This is a genomic window from Dietzia kunjamensis, from assembly GCF_045689975.1.
GTDB lineage: Bacteria > Actinomycetota > Actinomycetes > Mycobacteriales > Mycobacteriaceae > Dietzia > Dietzia kunjamensis.
Genome location: NZ_CP143297.1, coordinates 236,900 through 256,896, shown reverse-complemented (window position 1 = coordinate 256,896; position 19,997 = coordinate 236,900). Strand labels below are relative to the sequence as shown.

At 71.3% G+C, this 19,997-nt stretch carries 10 protein-coding genes; 2 read left to right on the top strand and 8 right to left on the bottom strand.

Features of this window, described 5'->3' with window-relative positions; genetic code table 11:
• Position 1: 1 nt before the first annotated feature.
• On the top strand, positions 2-3,367 hold the full coding sequence (locus VZF99_RS01150; protein ID WP_407335487.1) for an arabinosyltransferase domain-containing protein: 3,366 nt from the start codon (positions 2-4) through the stop codon (positions 3,365-3,367).
• Between the two features lie 64 nt (positions 3,368-3,431).
• Positions 3,432-3,959, top strand: a complete 528-nt coding sequence (locus VZF99_RS01145; RefSeq protein ID WP_407335486.1) for a hypothetical protein — start codon at positions 3,432-3,434, stop codon at positions 3,957-3,959.
• A gap of 27 nt (positions 3,960-3,986) precedes the next feature.
• Here the strand turns inward: VZF99_RS01145 and VZF99_RS01140 are convergent, their stop codons facing one another.
• The 8 genes from VZF99_RS01140 to VZF99_RS01105 all read right to left on the bottom strand — a co-directional run bounded on the left by VZF99_RS01140 (position 3,987) and on the right by VZF99_RS01105 (position 19,988).
• Positions 3,987-5,540, bottom strand: coding sequence for an acyl-CoA carboxylase subunit beta (locus tag VZF99_RS01140; protein WP_407335485.1), 1,554 nt, complete (start codon positions 5,538-5,540; stop codon positions 3,987-3,989).
• Complete coding sequence (gene pks13 / locus VZF99_RS01135; RefSeq protein WP_407335484.1) at positions 5,537-10,603, bottom strand: polyketide synthase Pks13; 5,067 nt, start codon at positions 10,601-10,603, stop codon at positions 5,537-5,539. Before pks13 ends, VZF99_RS01140 begins: the two co-directional genes overlap by 4 nt.
• A 91-nt stretch (positions 10,604-10,694) precedes the next feature.
• A complete protein-coding gene (fadD32, locus tag VZF99_RS01130; RefSeq protein WP_067714808.1) occupies positions 10,695-12,641 on the bottom strand; it encodes a long-chain-fatty-acid--AMP ligase FadD32 in 1,947 nt (648 codons plus the stop codon).
• 174 nt (positions 12,642-12,815) lie between these two features.
• A complete protein-coding gene (locus VZF99_RS01125; RefSeq protein WP_396444378.1) occupies positions 12,816-13,781 on the bottom strand; it encodes a cutinase family protein in 966 nt (321 codons plus the stop codon).
• Between the two features lie 177 nt (positions 13,782-13,958).
• Positions 13,959-14,453, bottom strand: a complete 495-nt coding sequence (locus VZF99_RS01120; protein WP_067714813.1) for a DUF732 domain-containing protein — start codon at positions 14,451-14,453, stop codon at positions 13,959-13,961.
• On the bottom strand, positions 14,450-16,408 hold the full coding sequence (locus tag VZF99_RS01115; RefSeq protein ID WP_253003014.1) for an alpha/beta hydrolase-fold protein: 1,959 nt from the start codon (positions 16,406-16,408) through the stop codon (positions 14,450-14,452). Before VZF99_RS01115 ends, VZF99_RS01120 begins: the two co-directional genes overlap by 4 nt.
• Positions 16,409-16,648: 240 nt before the next feature.
• Complete coding sequence (locus VZF99_RS01110) at positions 16,649-17,773, bottom strand: alpha/beta hydrolase family protein (protein WP_253003013.1); 1,125 nt, start codon at positions 17,771-17,773, stop codon at positions 16,649-16,651.
• Between the two features lie 196 nt (positions 17,774-17,969).
• Complete coding sequence (locus VZF99_RS01105) at positions 17,970-19,988, bottom strand: arabinosyltransferase (RefSeq protein ID WP_407335483.1); 2,019 nt, start codon at positions 19,986-19,988, stop codon at positions 17,970-17,972.
• Between the last annotated feature and the right edge of the window lie 9 nt (positions 19,989-19,997).

The window sequence follows — 19,997 nt, the reverse complement described above, 5'->3', positions numbered from 1 at the left end:
CGTGTCAGACTCCTCGCCGGCCCCGTCCCCGGAAACCGCCCCGGCCACCGGCCCGGTGGCCGGCTCGGTCGCCGCCGACTCCCGCGTCAAGCGACTCCGTCTCATCTCGATAGTCAGCGGGCTCCTGGGGACCCTGTGCTTCCTCTCCCTGCCGTTCCTGCCGGTCGAGCAGACGACCTCGACCGTGCAGTGGCCGCAGAACGGGTCCGTCGACTCGGTCACGGCCCCGCTCATGGCGCACTCGCCGCAGCGGTTCACCGCCACCGCACCGTGCACCCTGGTCGCGGATCTCCCGGAGGACGGGGGCATCCTGCTGGCCACCGCGCCCGCCGGCGGCGAGGAGGCCGGCGACCGCGCACTGTTCGTGCGCGCCTCCGCCGAGACGGTCGACGTGATCTCGCGCAACCGGGTGATCGTCTCCGCACCGCGAGACCGCGTGGAGGCCGGCGACTGCACCCGGCTCAGCGTGGTCGCGGCCCCCACCTACGTGGAGGCGGCGTTCGAGGGGATGGACGATCCCGCGGCCACCCGCAGGGTGGACGCCGAGGACCTGCGCCCGATGGTGGTGGGCGTCTACACCGACCTGCCCTCGGACACAGCCGTGCCCGACGGTCTCGGCGCCACCGTGGAGGTCGACTCCCGGTTCACCACCGACCCCACCGCCCTCAAGTGGGCCGCCATCGTGATCGGCCTGCTGGCCACCGCGGTCGCCCTGTGGGCCCTGCACGCACTCGACCAGACCGACGGCCGGCGCGCCCGCCGCTTCCTGCCGCGCGGCTGGTTCAAGATCCGGCCGCCCGACGTGGTCGTGATCGGCACACTCGGCATCTGGCACTTCATCGGCGGCAACACCTCCGACGACGGCTACATCCTCACGATGGCCCGCGCCGCCGACCCGGCCGGGTACATGGCCAACTACTACCGCTGGTACGGGGTCCCCGAGTCGCCCTTCGGTTCTCCCTACTACGACCTGCTCACGCTGTTCGCACAGGTCTCCACCGCCAGCCCGTGGATGCGCCTGCCCGCGCTCGTCGCGGCCATCCTCTGCTGGCTGGTCATCAGCCGCGAGGTGCTGCCCCGCCTCGGCCGGGCCGCCCGCACCACCCCGGTGGTGCTCTGGAGCGCCGCCGCCGTGTTCCTCGCGTTCTGGATGGCGTTCAACAACGGCCTGCGGCCCGAGCCCGTCATCGCGCTGGGGGCCCTGCTCACCTGGGTCTCCGTCGAACGGGCGATAGCCACGCGCCGGATGCTCCCGTTCGCGATCGCGGTGATCATCGCCTCGTTCTCACTGGCCACCGGCCCCACCGGCCTCATGGCCGTCGCCGCCCTCATCATGGGGCTGCGGGCGGTCGTCCGCACCGTGGTCGTGCGCGGCCGCCGGATCGGCTCGTACCTCGCCCTGATCGCCCCGGTGCTGGCCTCCGGCACCATGGTGCTCATCGTCGTCTTCGGCGTCCAGAACCTCGCCGCCGTCCTCGAGGCCATCCGCGTCCGCGGCGAGATCGGCCCCAACCTCAACTGGTTCGAGGAATTCGTCCGCTACTACTACCTGATGATCCCCACGGTGGACGGGTCCCTCGCCCGCCGCCTGCCGGTCCTGCTCGTGCTGCTGTGCCTGGCGCTGGTGATCGGCACCATGCTGCGCCGCGGCAGGGTGCCCGGCGCAGCCTCGGGACCGGTCTGGCGCCTGGTCGGCGTGGTCGTGGGCACCGCCTTCTTCATGATGTTCTCGCCCACCAAGTGGACCCACCACTTCGGTGTGTACGCCGGCATCGGCGGGGCGATCGCCGCGTTGGGCGCCCTCGCGATCTCCGCGTCCGCCGTCCGGACGGCCCGCAACCGCACGTTGTTCCTGGGCGTCATCCTCGTGGTGGTCGCGCTCGCCTTCGCAGGCCCCAACGGTTGGTGGTACGTCTCCAGTTACGGCATCCCGTGGTGGGACAAGGCACCCAGCGTCCGCGGCATCGACGCCGCCACCGTGCTGCTCGCCCTGGCCGTGCTCACGTTCGCCTTCGCCGGCTGGCAGCACCTCCGCCGTGACTACACCGGTGAGCACGCGCCCCGCACCTCGGCGGGTCGTCGCCGGGTGCGGACCTTCGCCGCCGCCCCCATCGCGGTGGTCGCGGGACTGCTGGTGGTCTTCTCGTTCGCCTCGTTCGCCAAGGGGATCCACAAGCAGTACCCGGCCTACACCATCGCCGCCGGGAACGTGTCCGCGCTCGCAGGCAACCCCTGCATGCTCGCCGACCGCGTCCTGGTCGAGCCCGACGCGAACGCCGGCATGCTGGACCCGCTCGACGCCACCCCCCTGCCCGACGGGTCGATCGACCCGCGGGACCGGGCCGCCGCCATCGAGGCCGGGGAGAACACCGCGTTCACCCCGGACGGTGTCGCCCCGGACCTGTCGGCCGACGCGGTGGTGGCCGACCCCGGCGCCGCCAACACCACCTCCGAGCCCGGCGGCGGCCCGTCGGTAAGCACCGGGGAGAGCGCCGGCACGGCCGGCGGCCGCGGGGCGGAGGGCGTGAACGAGTCCACGGTGGCCCTGCCGTTCGGGCTCGACCCCGCCACCACCCCGGTCCTCGGGTCGTTCTTCGTGGGCCCGCAGCGTGAGGCGAGCCTGGAGACCGGCTGGTACCGCCTGCCCGAGAACCGCGAGTCACACCCGCTCCTGGTGATCTCGGCGGCCGGCCGGATCGGCCGCTACGACGCCGACGGGCTCTACGAGTACGGCCAGGAGGTCGTGGTCGAGTTCGGCCGGTCCGGCGACGCCGGGGTCGACACGGTGGGCGAGCCGGTGGTGCCGTTCGACATCGGTCCCGCGCCGACGTGGCGCAACCTGCGGGTGGACATGCAGGACGCCCCCGCCGACGCCGATGTCATGCGGGTACGGGTCGACGACAACGACCTCACCCCCGAACAGTGGACCGCCATCACCCCGCCGCGCGCACCCGAGCTCGTGACGGTCCAGGAGATGGTCGGGTCGGAGTCGCCCGTCCTGCTCGACTGGGCGGTGAGCCTGCAGTTCCCGTGCCAGCGGCCGTTCGAGCACTACGCGGGCGTGGCGGAGTTGCCGGAGTTCCGGATCCTGCCCGACCGTCCGCTCGCCGTGAGCGCCACCAGTACGTGGATGTCCTACGAGGCCGGTGGGCCGCTCGGGTGGATCGAGACCGCCCAGCGTGCCCGGACGATCCCGTCGTACCTGCGCCACGACTGGAACCGTGACTGGGGTTCGATCGAGGCGTACACCCCGCTGGGCACCTATCAGGAGGACCCGCCGGCGCCCGCGGAGGTGACCACCGGGACCGAGACCCGCTGGGGCTGGTGGCAGCCCGAGGGGCCGATCCTGGTGACCGACCCGGAGTAGGCCGCACCGCGGTACCGGGAGAATGCGGTGTGCCGACACGCCCACCGTGGGTACCGTGTCGGCCATGAGCATCACAATGACCCGGTACGCCGCTTCGGCCGCGATGGTCCTCGCCCTCGGGGTGTCGACCGCATGCTCGTCCGACGACCCGGAACCGGATTCGACCAACCGCGGCGGAGGAGAGACGGACGGTCAGACCTCGGTCGAGAACGTCTTCATCGCACCCGCCTACGCGATCGACTGTTCGCTGCAGGTGGACGCACCCGCTCAGCTGAGCTTCACCGCGGTCAACGACAGCTCCACCGAGGCGGAGACTCTCTCGGAGATCACCAGCCCCGCCGCGGAGCGGGTCGAGATCGACGCCCCCGCGGGTGCCCTCGAGATCGCCCCCGAGTCGTCGATCGCCGCCGGTCAACCGGTGGAGAACGTCGAGGACGCCGACGCACCCGACCGACCGTTCAGGTCCTTCATGTTCGGTCTCGACGACAGCGCCGAGCCGGGGAAGTCGATCCCGGTCACCTTCACCTTCGAGCGGGCGGGGGACATCACCCTCCAGGTGGCCGTCGACGCCTGTCCGAACCAGTCCGAGTAGCCGCCCAGTCGACCCCGCCCGCGGCGGTCACATGGGCGCGATGGGGTGCTTACGCGGCGGCTCGTTGCTGATCTTGTCCCGCAGCTGGTTCAGCGCACCGCGCAGCACCAGGCGGGTCTGCGACGGCTCGATCACGGCGTCGATGTACCCGCGCTCGGCGGCGGTGTACGGGGTCGCGATGAACTCGTTGTACATGTCGATGAGCTGCTTGCGGAGCTTGGGACCCTCCTCGGGGCCCGCCTCCTCGATCTGCCGACGCTGCAGCAGGTCGACCGCGCCCTCGGCACCCATCACCGCGATGCGCGCGGTGGGCCAGGCGAAGTTGAGGTCGCCACCCAGGTTCTTGGACCCCATCACGGCGTACGCGCCGCCGTAGGCCTTGCGCACCACGAAGGTCACCTTGGGCACCGAGGTCGCGGCCACGGCGAAACCCATCTTGGCCCCGCGGTGGATGATGCCGAGCTTCTCCTGCTGCACACCCGGGAGGTAGCCGGGGGTGTCCACCACGTAGACCAGCGGGATCGAGTAGGCGTCGCACAGCATCATGTGCCGCGTCGCCTTCTCCGAGGCGTCGATGTCCAACGCACCCGACAGGTGCAGGGGCTGGTTGGCGACGACGCCGACGGACTCGCCGTCGACCCGGGCGAAACCCGTGATGATGTTGGACGCGAACTGCCCGGAGGTCTCCACGAACTCGCCGTCGTCGAACATCCGCAGGAGCACGTCGTGCATGTCGTACGCGGCGTTGTCCGAGTCCGGGATGATCGAGTCCAGCTGACGATCCGACTCCGTGGTCTCCGCCTCGAGACCCGGGTTGATCCGCGGCGCCTTCTCCGCCGCCGAGGACGGCAGGTAACTCAGCAGGTTACGCACGTACATGAAGGCGTCGTGCTCGCTCACGGCCACGTGGTTGACGTTGCCGTTCTTGGCCTGCTGCAGGGCCGAGCCGAGCTCGTCCATGGTGACGTCCTCGCCGGTGACCTGCCGGATCACGTCGGGGCCGGTGACGAACATGTACGCCTGGTCCTGGACCGCGATCACGAAGTCGGTCGTCGCGGGGGCGTAGACCGCGCCACCCGCGCACTTGCCCAGCATGATCGAGATCTGGGGCACGTACCCGGAGGCCGGGTACTGCCGCCGCGAGATCTCGGAGTAGTAGGCCAGCGAGGTCACGGCGTCCTGGACTCGCGCGCCACCGGAGTCGTTGATGCCGATGATGGGGCACCCGACCTTGATCGCGAAGTCCATGATCGCGCAGACCTTCTTGCCGAAGCCCTCGCCGACCGACCCGCCGAACACCGTGTTGTCGTGCGCGTACACGGCCACCGGGCGACCGTCGATGGTGCCGCGGCCGGTGACCACGCCGTCACCGAACGGGTTGTCCGGGCTACCGGGCGCCTTGGCGAGCTGGCCCATCTCCACGAAACTGCCGGCGTCGAGCAGCAGTGCGATCCGCTCCCGCGGCGGGGTGTGCCCCGCGGCGTCGCGGCGGGCCTTCGCCCGCTCGCTGCCCGGGTCCTTGGCCTGCTCGGTCTTGACCCGCAGTTCCGCGAGCTTCTCCGCGGTGGTCTTCGCCGTCACGCGTCTGTCCCCTTCCGTACACCCGCGTCGAGCTCGGTGAGCCGACGCGCCAGATGCTTACCGACGGTACCGACCACCGGTTCGTCGACCATCGCGAGGTGGTCCCCGTCGAGCTGGACGACCTCCAGGTCGCCGACGATGCGGGCCCAGCCGCCGTCCGGGTCGATGTGTGCGTAGCGGGGCTCGAGCTCGATCGCCCCGTCGTGCATCCGCTCCGCGCGGTACAGCACGAACGGCACCTCGGCGCCGACACCGGCCCAGGTGGACAGGTCCGCGCTCTGCAGGATCCGGTTGTCGACGAAGCTGGCCCGCTGGTGTTCGATGACACCGCCGCCCATGGCGCCCGCCTCGGCACCCAGCGCCCCGAGCAGCATGTCCAACACGCCGTCCTCACCGTGCTCGGCCAGGAAGTCCCGGGGGACCTCCACATCCAGCCCGTAGGTGCGCTTGGCGAACTCCGAGTACCGACGCCACCGGGCCTCGGCCTCGTCGAGGGTGTCGGGGATCGGCTCCGACGGCTGCACGGTGTCCAGCAGGACCACCAGCGCGACCTCGTCGCCCGCGGCCCGCAGCTGACGAGCCACCTCCACGGCCAGCGCGCCGCCGAAGGACCAGCCCCCCACGGCGAGCGGACGGCCGGCCGCGATCTCGCGGATGCGGTCCAGGTAGCTCGCGGCCCGCTCCTCCAGCGGCCCCTCGACGCGCTCGACGCCGTACACCGGGGTGTCCGCGCCGAGGCGATCGACCAACGGCTCGTAGACGAACGACGACCCGCCGGCGGCGTGGAAGAGGAACAGCGGGGCGCCCTCGGTCGACCCCTCGGCCAACACGCGGATGTTGCCCTCCACCGCGACCTCGGTGAACGGCCGGAGCAGGTCCGCGACCTCGGCGATCGTCGTGGCACCGGCGACCTGTGCGGCGGTGATGTCGCCACCCGAGCGGGCGGAGAGCCGCTCGGCGAGAGCGACCCGGGTCGGCTCGTCGACCGGGGGCAGCGGGCCCGTCACGCCGGGTGCCGCGGCGCCGGTGACCACGGCCCAGGCGCCGAACGCCATGCGCTCGGTGTCGTCGCGGGGCGCGATGGCGACCGCGGCGTCATCGCCACCGGAGCCCTCCTCGGACGCCGGCGCGTCGCCGCGCAGTGCGGCCACGTCGACGGCGCCCTCACCGCGGGCCTGCTGGTCCGCCAGGTCGCCGACCTGATCCGGGTTCTCGACGGCGAACCGCACCATGTCCGCGACATCGTCGAGCGACGCGTCGCGCATCGCCTGCAACTCGAGCGGCGGGATGGCGAACTCGTGCTCGACACGGTTCTTGATCCGCACCGCCATGAGCGAATCCAGGCCGAGATCGAGCAGCGGGAGCTCCCTCGGCAGGTCGTCGGGGCTGTATCCCATCGAGGAGCCGATGATCCGGGCCAGGCGGTCACCGATCGCTTCGCCGGAGTCGGGGTTCCAGCGGGTGTCGACCTCGTCGTCGTCCTCGTCGTCGACCACCGGCGCGTCGGACTCACTCGACACGTAGTGCTGCTCGGGCGCGGAGTCCGGGGCGATGGGGGCGCCGCCGGTCACGGCGCACTCGGCGACCAACACGAACGCCGCGGTGGCGTCGCCGGCGCGGGCGTGGACCTGCACCGACGCGCCACCCGGGTGCGGGGTCATGGTGGTGGTCACGGAACCGGCGGCCGGCAGCACGCCGGGCCGGTTCACGGCGGTGAGGGTCGCACCCTCGAGCACCGACGCCGCGGCGGCGGTCATCAGCGCGTCGACGCTGGGCACCACCTCGGCACGGACCTGCCACGCGTGTCGACCGTCGGGCAGCGCGACGTGCGAGCCCGGCATCCGGCCCTCGCCCGACCCGCCCCCGGCGGTGACCTTGGGCCACAGGGTGCGGCGCTTCCACGCAGTCCCCGGCACCGGCGCGTACCGGCCGGGGCCCGTGACGTAGCCGTGGATCATCTCCACGACGCTGGGCACGTCGATGGTGTGACCGTGCACGTACAGCTGCGCGACGGCGTGCAGGAGCGTGTCGGCCTCGGACTCCTTGCGCTTGAGCGTGTGGAGGAGGTTCGGCTCCATGAGCCCCGCGTCGAAACAGGTCGCGGCCACCGACATCGCCGCCACCGGGTTGGGCGCGAGCTCGAGGAACGTCACGTACCCGGCGTCGACGGCCTTGCGCACGGCGTGGGTGAACCACACGGAGTGCCGCATGCCCTTGACCCAGTACTCCTCCGCGTGGACCGGCTCGTGACCGGCGCGGTAGAAGGTCTCGCGATCGACCGAGGAGAACAGGCCGGAGGTGAGCTCGCGCGGCTCGAGACCCGCGATCTCCGCGGCCAGCTCGCCCAGGAGCATGTCGACGTCCGAGGTGTGCCCGGCGCCGCGGACCTGCAGCTGACGGGCGAACTTGCCCTGCTCCTCGACCCACGCGACGAAGTCGGCGACGGGCTTGGCACGGCCGCCGACCGTGGTGTGGGTGGGCGCGGCGTAGACGGCGGGCTCGATGGAGGCGAACTGCGGGTTGTCGGCGATGATCTGCGCGATCTCCTCGGCCGAGTACTCGACCAGCGCCATCGCGCCGGCCTCCTCCTCCGAGACCTGCCCCTCGGCGTCGCCCATGAGACGCGAGCGCACGCAGATCACGCGGACGGCGTCCTCGAGGCCGAGGCCTCCGGTCGCGTACGCGGCGGCCACCTCGCCCATCGAATGCCCGATCACGGCCTCGGGCTTGGCCCCGAGCGCGCGCAGGGTGTCGACCAGCGCCACCTGGATGGCGAAGATCCCGACCTGGGAGTTCTCCAGCTCGTACGTCTGGGAGTCATCGAGAATCAACTCCGCGATCCGGTAGCCGGCCTCGAAGTCGATGAGCTCGTCCACCGCGTCCAGGCACGAGGCGAACAGCGGGTTGGAAAGGTACAGCTCCTTGGCCATCTTGCGGTGCTGGGACCCGAAGCCGGAGAACACCCACACGTCGCCGGTGCCGGCGGGGGCGTCGGCGCTGAACACGCCCGGCCCGGGGTCGCCGGCGGCCAGCGCGCGCAGGCCCGCCACGAGCTCGTCGCGGGTGTGGCCCACGACGGCGCCGCGCGACCGACCATGGTTGCGGGTGGCGAGGGTGCGGGCGACGGCGCCCAGGTCGACCGAGTCGTCCTGCGCCTCGAGCCAGTCCGCGATCTGACCGGCCGTGGACTTGCGGCGCGACGGCAGGGAACCGGAGACGACGAGCACGGTCGCGGGGGCGCCGGGCACGGAGGTGCCGGTGGTGGCCAGCTCGTCGGCGTTGCGCTCCACGGCCTCGGCCACGCAGCGTGCGATGTCGTCCGCGGCGGCCGGGGCCTCGGGGGTCGGGGCCTCGGGGGCCGGGGCTTCGGCGGCAGGGGCGTCAGGGGTGGCGACCTCGCCGGCCCGGGCGTCGGAGACGGAGTCCTCGTCGACCGTGGTCTCCTCCGACGCGCGCACCGGCGCCGGCTGGTACTCGGCCACCACGACGTGCGCGTTGGTGCCACCGAACCCGAACCCGGAGATGCCGGCCAGGGCGCGCCCGCTGTAGCGCGGCCACCCGGTGGTCTCCGTGACCACGCTCAGTCGCGCGGCGTCGAAGTCGATGTACGGGTTGGGGCCCGCGAAGTTGATCGTCGGCGGCAGGGCGTCGTTGGTCATCCCGAGGATGATCTTGGCGAGGCCGGCGGCCCCGGCGGCGGACTCCATGTGGCCGAAGTTGGTCTTGGCCGAGCCGAGCAGCGTGGGGCGGTCGGCCTCGCGGCCGCGGCCGAGCACCTGGCCCAGGGCGGTGGCCTCGATGGGGTCCCCGAGGATGGTGCCGGTGCCGTGCGCCTCGATGTAGTCGACCTCGCGCGGGTCGACGCCGGCGTCGGCGTAGGCCTGGCGCAGGACGGCGACCTGGGCGTCGGGGTTGGGTGCGGTCATACCGTTGGAGCGACCGTCCGAGTTCACGGCGGACCCCTTGATGACGGCGAGGATGTCGTTGCCGTCCCGTTCGGCCTCCGACAGGCGCTTCAGGATGAACACTCCCCCGCCCTCCGACCGGCAGATGCCGTTGGCATCGGACGAGAACGCCTTGATCCGCCCGTCGGGGCTGAGCGCGGCACCAGTCTTGGCGAAGCCCATGGTCGCGGCGGGCGCGAGCATCATGTTGACACCGCCGGCGACGACCAGGTCCGATTCGTGCAGTCGCAGCGAGTTGACGGCCTCGTGGATCGCCACCAGGGACGTCGAGCAGGCGGTGTCCAACGTCATGGACGGGCCGCGGAAGTCGAACGTGTACGAGACCCGGTTCGAGATGATCGAGTTGGAGGCGCCGGTGACCGCGTACGGGGAGGCCGCAGCGGAGTCCGAGGTGAGGAACACCTGGTAGTCGCTGGAGGACGATCCCATGAAGACGCCGACCTCGTGGCCCTTGAGGTCGCTGGCCGGCAGGTGGGCGTTCTCCAGGGCCTCCCAGGTGAGCTCGAGTGCGAGCCGCTGCTGCGGGTCGACCATCTCGGCCTCGCGGGGGCTCATGCCGAAGAACTCGGCGTCGAAGTCGCGGACCTCGGCGTCGTCGAGCCAGCCGCCACGATCGGGCGCCTCGGACAGCACCTGCTGGACGTAGGCGTCGCCGGACCACTCGGACCAGCGGGTCGCCGGGCGGGGGGTCGTTGCGTCCCGGCCGGAGGCGAGCAGTTCCCAGGTCGCCTCCGGGGTGTCGGCGCCGCCGGGGAAGCGGGTGGCGAACCCGATCACGGCCACGTCGAACTCCATGCCCGCGCCGCGGTCACGGAACGTGTGGAAATCGGTGGGCGCCTCGGATTCGACCGGTCCGTTGACGACGTACTCGGCCAGCGAGGCGATGGTGGGGTGCTGGTAGGCGACGGTCGCGTCGAGCGGCCGACCGACGAGGTCCTCGAGATCCGCGGACAGGGACACGGCGTCGCGGGACGACAGCCCGTACTCCTCCAGCGAGCGGTCGTCGGTGACCTTGGAGATGTCGAGCCCGGTGGCCCGGCAGACCCAGCCCCGCATCCATTCGCGGAGCTCTACTACCGTCATCTCGCTCTGTGCCATCGTCCTGGCTCGCCTTTCCTCGGGTGTCGTCCGGTGTGTCCCGTCGCGGCGGGGCACCCGTGGTGCTTGAACCGGCCCGGCCGGGCGGACGCTACTGCGCCGGCAGGTCCGGGAAGGCGGTCTGCTGATGGCCCCCGCGCAGGGTGCCGTCCACGTAGGCCGCCTTGCACGCGCGCCGCGCGATCTTGCCGCTGGACGTGCGGGGGATGGATCCGGCGGGGACCAGCAGCACGTCCTGGGCGGTGACGCCGTGACGAGCCGAGATCGCCGTGCGGACCGCGTCCGCGATGGGGCCCGGGTCGGCCTTGCCGGCGCCGGGTGCGCGCTCGCCGACCACGACGAGCGTCTCCGAGGAGTCATCGGCGGCGATCTCCGCGCCGTTACGCGCCTCCATCGGCAGCTGGTTGGCCGGCACCGAGAACGCGGCGACGAATCCGGGGCGCAGCGCATCGGAGGCGCCCTGCGCCGTGTTCTCGAGGTCCTGCGGGTAGTGGTTGCGGCCGGCGACGATCACCAGGTCCTTGACGCGGCCGGTGATGTACAGCTGACCGTCCACGTAGGCGCCGTAGTCGCCGGTGCGCAGCCATCGCGCGTCGGAGGGCACGGTCCCGAACTCCCGGACCGTGCGGGACCCCTCCTCGAGGCACTCGACGAGCCGGTTGCCGAAGGTGGCGTCCGACTCCTCGGGGCGCCCCCAGTAGGCGCGACCGACGTTGGTGCCGTACAGCCAGATCTCGCCGACGCGCCCCTCGGGCAGCTCCCGCCCGGTGCCGTCGTGCTCACCCGTGGCCTCGTCGATGTTCGCCTCGACGATGGTGGCCCACTGGCTCGGTGCGACGTACCCACAGGCGACCTGCGGGATCGCGTCCTCGTTGCCCTCCACCTGCGCCGGGTCGAGGACGGTCATGACGCCCTTGTTGAGGTCCGACCGGTCCACGTGGATGACGATCGCCTCGTCGTCGCGGCGCGGCGAGGAGACGAACAGGGTCGCCTCGGCCATCCCGTAGGACGGCTTGATGACGGTCGGTGCGAGCCCGTAGGGCGCGAAGGCCTCGTTGAAGGCACGCATGGAGGCCGGGGTGACCGGCTCCGAGCCGTTGATGATGCTGGTCACGCCGGACAGGTCGAGGGTCTCGCCGTCCCTCGGCAGCCCCCGGCGGGCGGCGTGCTCGAACGCGAAGTTGGGCGCGGCCGCGAACACGCCGTCGCCGTCCGACATCGCGCCCAGCTGCGAGACCCAGCGACCCGGGCGCTGCACGAACGCGCGGGGGCTCATCACCGTGATGGTGGCCCCGCCCATCGCGGGCAGGATCACCGTCAGCAGGCCCATGTCGTGGAACAGCGGCAGCCAGGTGACCCCGCGCGACGCGCGGGTCAGCCCGAGCCCGTCGAACAGCTGCATGACGTTGGTGACCACGTTGCGGTGGGTGATCTCCACACCGGCCGGCACGCGGGTCGAGCCGGAGGTGTACTGCAGGTAGGCGATGTCGTCGGCGCCGAGATCCGGTCTGGTCCACCCCGAGCCGAGCTCCGCGGGGATGGCGTCGACGGCGACGGTGCGCGGACGCTCGCGCGCCGGCAGGGAGCGGAACAACGTCCGGACCCCGGCCGCAGATTCGGTGGAGGTGAGGATGACCGCGGGCGCGCAGTCCGCCAGGACCGCGTGGAGGCGGTCGTGGTGACCGGGCTCGTCCGGGTCGAACAGGGGCACCGCGATGAGCCCGGCGTGGATGGCCGCGAAGAACGACACGATGTAGTCGAGTCCCTGCGGCGCGAGGATCGCGACCCGGTCCCCCGGCTTCGCGACCTGCTGGAGTCGGGCGGCGATGGCGTAGAGCCGATCACCGAACTGCGACCACGAGAGTTCGTGCACCTCGCCGTCGCGGGAGGACGAGTAGTCGATGTAGCGGTAGATCAGCCCGTCCTCGGCAGGATCCTCGCGGGCGGCGGAGACATTGGCTTCGACGAAGTCGACAAGGGTGGTGCGATCAGGGATGACGATCGCCCCACCGGCGTCGTGGTACTGCTCGAACTCCACGTTGCTCCGTTCCGATCCGTCTTACGTTGGTCGACGTCGTCGACCACGGAAATGCCGGGTGCACTGACGACAAGCTTGGTCGATCCTACAGCGTGCCCCAGAGCGCATCCGAACTCCGAATCATCCGGCTCGTCAGGCGTGTCGCAGGCCGAGCCCTCGGGAGGCGTGGACGGGTCACCCGTGGGCGATCTCCGGGGCGGCGTCGACGAGCTCACGCACGTGCCCGATCGTCCACTCCGGGACCGTCGTCCCCTCGATCACGTCCGGATTGGTCGCGTACATGGCGTGGATCGCGTTGTTGGCGACGAACTCCTGGAACCGGGCGGCGCCGTCCACCACGTTGAGCGGGGCGTTGCAGATCAGGTCACGGGAGTCGCAGATCTGGGCGGTCCTGTCGCCGAGTTCGCCGAACCCACCCGGGCGGGGCCCGGTCATGGTGGCGCCGGCGATGAGCTGGGTGAGTCCGGTGGCCGGCTGCAGGGAGATCTCCATCCCCTGCCCGTTTCCGGGGGACAACCCCGGCGACTGCCCCTGGCCCGGCACGCGGCGGCCGTCGGCGATGAGGACCGATCCCCGGACCAGGTCGGCGGGCACCGGCCCGTTGCCCGTACCGATCTCGCTGGTGAGGTCACCCGCGATCACCGCACCCTGGGAGAAGCCCAAGAGGACGAACGACGTATACGGGCACCGTTCGTGCGTGGCGGCGAGCTCGGCGCGGGCCCGCTCGGTGCCCTCCGCCCGGCTCTGGTCGTAGGGGATCTCGTTGGGCGCCTGCGGGTTCCTGAACTGGGCCACGTAGGGAACGGTGAACACCTCGAGCCGGTCGTTCGGGTATTGCTCGCTCAGCGGGTCGGTGATCGTCCTCAGCAGGGCGTTGGGTAGGAAACCCGGGTTGTACGGGTCGTCGGTGGGGCTGCTCTCCCAGGTCCCCGGCACGGCGACCATCTCCACGTCCGGACAGTCCGCGGGCTGGGTCAGCTCCGGCTCCCCCGGGCCGGGCAGGGGCCCGTCGGGACCCGTGGGCAGCCCACGATTCCCGATCCACCATCCGATGCCCAGCACCATCAGGACCACCAGCACGAGTGCCCCCAACGAGCACCCGAGACGACGGCCTCTCCCACGACGCATTCCGCGAGCCACGATACGAACTCCTTCCCAGCCTCCCCGCTCGACTGGGGCGGGTGGCCGACGACCGGTCAACGCCCCGGTGGCGCTGCGGGTTCCGGGAGCACCGGGAGGGTGTCCCGTCTCACCCCGGGGCGACACGGGCCGGGTCCTGCCAGACCGGGCGCCGCGGCGCTGTGTGCATTCGTCGGACTACGGACAGAGCTGGCCCGCCGAGGCGTCCACCACGACGCGGGAGAGCTCGTCGACCTCGCGATCCGAGTACCCGCCCGCCGAGATCTGACCGGCGACCGCGTCGGCGATCGTCGTCGTCTCGTCGGCGGCGCCCCCGGTCGTCCGGATGCGGCAGATGGTGTTGCCGGCGGCGACGAGCGAATCGGAGAGGTCCGCGGTGTCGATGCCCTCGCTCTCCAACGCCGCGAGATACCCGCGCTCCCGCGCGCCGACGGCCGGGGCGGTGTACCCGGAGGCGTCCGGATCGACGGGTGCGGGCGCCTCCGTATAGCGGCCCGAATCCTCCGTCGCGGGAACGCGCGACACCCCGGGTGATCCGCTGCCGCCCGGGGGCGGGGCCAACGTCTCGGAGTCGGGCACGCCGGAGACCGTCGAGTCCCCTCCGCCGCAGGCGGTGAGCATCCCACCGCCGACGAGCAGCGCGGCGGTCAGCGTCGCCAACCGGGTTCTCACGACGAGATCTCCGCCCGGCCACCGCTCACGGTGATGCGGCCGCCCTCGAACTCCATCTCCTGACCGTCCCGCGTGGTGCGCAGCGGGCCGGTCGGGTAGCCGAGCCGTCCGCGTTCGTAGTCGACCGTGCCCCAGGCGTCGAACACCGGCCCACGGGGGATCACGTGGGCCCCGGTCCGCGGGGACCAGTAGATGTACCCGCCCTGGAACCGGCTGAACGCGCCGTCCCGGGTGCTCAGGGCGATCTCGTCGGTGGTCGGGTAACCCAGCTCGGAGTTCTCGGCGCCGGCCTCGCGATAGGTCTCGAGGATCTTGCCCTCGACGACCTTCGGGCCCGTCTCCTCGGACCAGTAGACGGTCCCGCCCTGGAAGCCCTGGACGACACCCGGCTTGTTGGGGTTGGTGATCTCGTCGGTGGTCGGGTAGCCGAGCTCGCCGCGCTCGGCGCCGCGCTCCTGCCACATCGCCCGGATGCCACCGCGGACGGCGTGCGACCCGGTGGTGGGCGACCAGTAGATGACGCCGTTCTGGAAGGTGGAGAACCGGCCGCGGCCGTCCGGGGTGGTGGTCTCGCCCGAGGTCGGCAGCCCGAGCACCCCGTCGGGGCCGCCCTCGGCCTGGTAGGCCGCGCCGATCGCGCCGAGGACCGAGTGGGCCCCGGTCCCCTGCGACCAGAAGGCGCGGCCGAAGCGGAAGTCGGTGGCCTTGCCGCCGCGGACGTCGTACTCGCCGGTCAGACACGGCCCCAGGCCGGGCTGCCGCTCGGCGAGGCGTGCGATGTCGCCACTCGCCGCGCACGGCTTCTCGACGTTCTCGATCCCCACCGCCGTCGCGAACTGCGGCCATGCCTGGGTCATCTCGAACTGCCAGTACGGCCAGGTGTGCGTGCCGGACGGGCGGAAATTGGCGGTGACCTCGACCCCGGCGGCGCGGGCCCGGTTGACGAAGGTCTGCGTGGTCATCCGCGAGAGCAGCTCGAGGCCGTAGCCGGGGAAGTTGGCCGGGATGTCCGGCAGGCCGGACGGCTGGTCCCAGGGCCCGGTGTTGCCGCTGCCGGCGGAGACGTAGACGCTCTGCCCGCGCATCTTCTCGGTGTGGAGCTTCGGGTCCTGTTCCTGCCAGCGCCGGGACCCGAGCGGGCCCCACATGCTCTCGGCCGGGTAGCCGCCGGCGTCCTGCATCGCCACCTTGACCGCCTCGGGCATCCCGAAGCTGGTGGTGTCGAGGAAGCCCGAGTAGCTGGCGGCGAAGTCGAAGTGATCCGGGTAACGCTGGGCCAGCATCATCGCGGCCGTGCCGCCCATGGACAGTCCGGCGACGCCGTGCTTGTCACCCACCCGCCAGTCGCGGGCCAGCAGCGGCGGCAGTTCCTGCATGAGGAACGTCTCCCACTGGTACGCCGAGCCCTTGGCGTCGGAGACCCAGTCCGTGTAGAAGCTCGACTCTCCACCGATCGGCAGGACGATGACGGCGTTCTTGGCGTCGAAGAACTGCGAGATCTTGGTCTCGAGCGTCCAGCCGCTGGCGTCGTCGCGGGCCCGCAGCCCGTCGAGCAGGAGCAGGGACGGGTAGGTGCGCTCGGGGTCGGCGTTCCACTGGGCCGGGAGCATGAGCTGCACCTGGATCGCCTGCTCCATGGCTGGTGACCGGACCCAGAGTGCCACCCGGTTGGCGGACTTCCACTCGACCTTGTCGAGCCGGACACCGGACGGCGGCGTCGACGGCACGCGCAGGGTCGGCGCCTCGGGCGCACTGGCGGGACTCTCCGCGGGGGTCGACCGCGCCGGGCTCTCCGCCGGGCTCGTCTGCCCCGGGGTCGGCCGGGACGGCGTCTCCTGTGCCGCCGCGACGGGCGGGAGGACGAGACCGGAACCCACCACGGACGCCACGAGGGGAGCCGCGAGGAGGGACGCCCACCGGTGCCGGGGGCTCGCGTCTGAGCTGGGGGTCGCCATGTGTTGTTCTCTTCCTTGCCGCGTCGTCTCGCCGAATAGTTAGTGGGCGCGCGTCAGAACGACCCGCGCCACATGTATCCGGAGCCCGGGTCCGTGGTGCGCCCGCGGGTTCCCCTCCCGCGGCCGAACCCGGTGGTCAGATGCGACCGGGGCCCCGCACGAGAATCTACGCGCGGGGCCCCGGTGTGACGGGTGAGGACTCGCTGACGGGAGTCCGATTCGTCAGCTAACTCTGCGGGATCACCACGCGTGGGCGTTCATCACGTCGAGGATCTGCGCCGAGCGGGCCGCGATGAGGTCGTCGTTCCAGTAACCCCAGCCGTGGATGCCGGTGGTGCGGTACTCGAACGTGGCCTTGTTCGGCGCGGCGTTCATGGTGTTCTGGAACGCCAGCGTCGACCCGCGGGACAGGCCCTCGAGGATGATGCCGTTGAACGTGTTGAACACGGCCTGCAGGCTGGAGGGCTGGTCGTACCGGCCCGGGATGGCGGACCCGGCGGTCACGTACATCGGGATGTCTCGCAGCTTGGCGGCGTTGAGCAGCGGGTCGTGCTCGCCCCACTTCGGCGAGCCCGGCAGACCCCACATGGCGAACGGGTCGCACTTGCACTGGTCGAACATCGCCAGCGGGATCATGGTGTACATGCCCGGGGCCGTGGGGTTCATGTAGCCGGAGAACACCGAGACCTGCTTGAACTGGTCGGGATGCTTGGCGGCGAGCGTCGCGGCCGCGGAGCCGCCCATCGACAGGCCGGCGACGGCGTTGTTGTTCGGGGCCACGCCGAAGTGGGCCTGCAGGTAGCCGGGGAGCTCCTCGGTCAGGAACGTCTCGTACTTGTACTCGAGCAGGTTGCCGCCCAGGTTGATGGGCCGCTCCCAGTCGGAGTAGAAGGACACCTGGCCGCCGACGGGCATGACCAGGGTGATGTTGTCCTGCAGGAAGATTCGCTGGGCCTGGGCGTCGTGGGTCCACGCGTTCCAGTCGTCACGGGCGCGCAGCCCGTCGAGCAGGTACAGACCGGCGTTGCCGCCGAAGCGGGCCGGCTGGACCTGGACCTTGATGTCCCGCTTCATGGCCGGCGAGTAGACGTTGCACAGCTGGACCCAGGAGGCGACCGGGTCCCACTGGCAGCCGGGACGCAGCCAGTTACGGAAACCCACCGGGTTCTCGTCACCACCGGCCGGCCGGAACGCGGGGGCGGCGGGCGGCGCGGCAGCCGAGCCCGCGGACCCGAGGCTGGCCGACGAGCCCTGCTCGGTCGCCTGGGCACCGGCCAGGGCCGGGGCGCCGACGACGAGCCCTGCGGCCGTCGCCAGTGCGGTGAGCCCGGCGGCGAACCTGCGCCGGAGGGTGGAATGGGACATTCGTGTGTTCCTTTGTTCGTTCCTGGTGCCCGGGAGGGCATCGGTGACGTTCATCGGACCGGCCCCACCAGGGGGAGGACCGGAACTGCGACATCGAGTTCATCGATACTGTCGCGCACTTTGGGGCAGGTGTTACAGGTCGGGGACCATTTCGACCCCCGACTGTTACCGTTTCGAGACAACAGCGTGCGCAACACTACCGAGTGCCCTGATACTTCTCCACTTCCTCCGGCATCGGCAGCCCGCACCTCTGGACCTCGTACGCAGGGATTCTGTTGATCCTGTACTCGGCGTATGAGAATGCATTCACCACGTTGGACCAACGCCTCTCGAGGGTCAACGGGGCCGTGTAGGACTCGATGAGTGCCTGCGTGGCGGGACACTGGAGCGCGACCTCGGCCTGGTTCACCCAGTTGACGTCGATCCACCGCGGGAAGTTGACCGGGTCCTCCACGACTCCGGTGCGCGCGAGCACCCAGTCGTACGGCAGGAACTTGTCGTGCCCGATCCGGCCGTCCTCCATACGGTCCGTGTGCGCGGCCAGCGGCGAGGCGAGCCCGACGGTGTCGTAGACGTCCACGTCGAGCGGCAGGTTCATGCTGGTCATGCCGAGGTTGAGGAACACCACCGTCTTGAGGGGCTCCTCCGGCAGCTCGAACGGTGCCAACCCGGGCATCGGCCTGTCGTAGGACACCACGTCCCACCGGTCCTGGAACCCCGGCACCGGGAGGAACACCGCGCCGGTCCGGTTCCGGGTGACGTCGTTCACCAGGGCCCGCATCCGGGGGAAGTCCAGATAGTCCTCGGCGAGCAACGGGTGCCTGTGCCCGGTCCGCTGGATGTAGAACTGGCGCTCGTCGACGATCCCCGCCGACGTGATCGACTCCGGTTCCTCCCGGAACGGGTCCTCGGTGACCTGGACGGTCACCGCCCAGCCGACGACGACGAGCCACGCAGCCGCGATCGCCGGGACCGCCACCCGGCGCACCGAGGCCTCCGCGGACCCGCTGGCGGGACCGACGGGGAGGGGCACCACCGAGACCGGCAGGAGCAGCAGGAACAGGGACGGCAGCAGCACACGGCCGTGCATGAAGTCGCCGCCGACGCGGATGACGTAGAGCAGCATCACCAGTGCCACCACGAGGAACACGATCGTGACGACCGGGGTGGAGCGGGCCCGGCGGCGCAGCCGCGACAGGCGACCGCCCTCGTCGTCGCCACCCCGCGGATCCGCTACCGTCCCTCGGGATCCGCTAGCCGAATCCGGATAGCGGATCCGGAGCGGGAGTAGCGGATTTCCGGGGCGGGGGGCGAGGCGGGCCCAGAGGGCGACCAGTCCCGCGACGAGCACGGCGGCCAGCGGCACCAGCAGGACGTACGGCGACAGCAGGTTCCACAGGTACTCGGCGCCCTTGTCCCACTTCGACCCGCCGGCGTCCTTGGCCACGGCCGTGAGCGGGTACGGCAGCGCGTAGAACGACATCCGCCAGACCTGGTAGACCACCGGGACCGTGCCGGCGATCACCACCAACCACCCGAGGTGACGCCACGACTGGTGGGCGACGGCCATCAGCGCCAGGAACGCCGCTGCGGCCAGCGCCATCTCGGGGCGGACCAGGGGGCCGAGCCCGGCGAGGAAGGCGATCGCGGCCGTGCCCGGGGTGGGCAGGCCGAACCGGCCCTCACGATGGGGCGCCCGCGCCCACAGCTGCAACCCCAGCCACATGGCGCCGATCCAGCAGATGACCAGGCCCGTCTCGAGACCCGAGGTGGCGAAGTCGCGGGCCGGGGGCAGCATCACGTAGACCAGCACGCCGAATGGCAGCAGCACCATCGGCCCACCGGCGGGTGCGCGGCCGGTGCCGCGGTACATCACGTGGGTGCCCAGCATCGCGAACACCACCGCGAGCATGCTCAGCGTGAGCGCCACGCCCAGGACGACCAGTTCGAGCCGGTACCCGACGATCTCGTGGACGCCGTAGATGAGGTACGTCCACAGCGTGGAGGTGTTGGACTCGACCCGCTCCCCCGCGTTGAACACCGGGCCGTTGCCGGCGATGAGGTTGCGGACGGTGCGCAGGACGATGAGGCCGTCGTCGGCGATCCACCGGCGCTGCCAGGCGCCGGCGAAGAAGACCGCCACCACCACCACGACCCCGGTCCAGAAGACCGTCCCGGTGCGCACGAACCGGCGCGCCGCCGTCACCTGCGACATCGTCCGTCC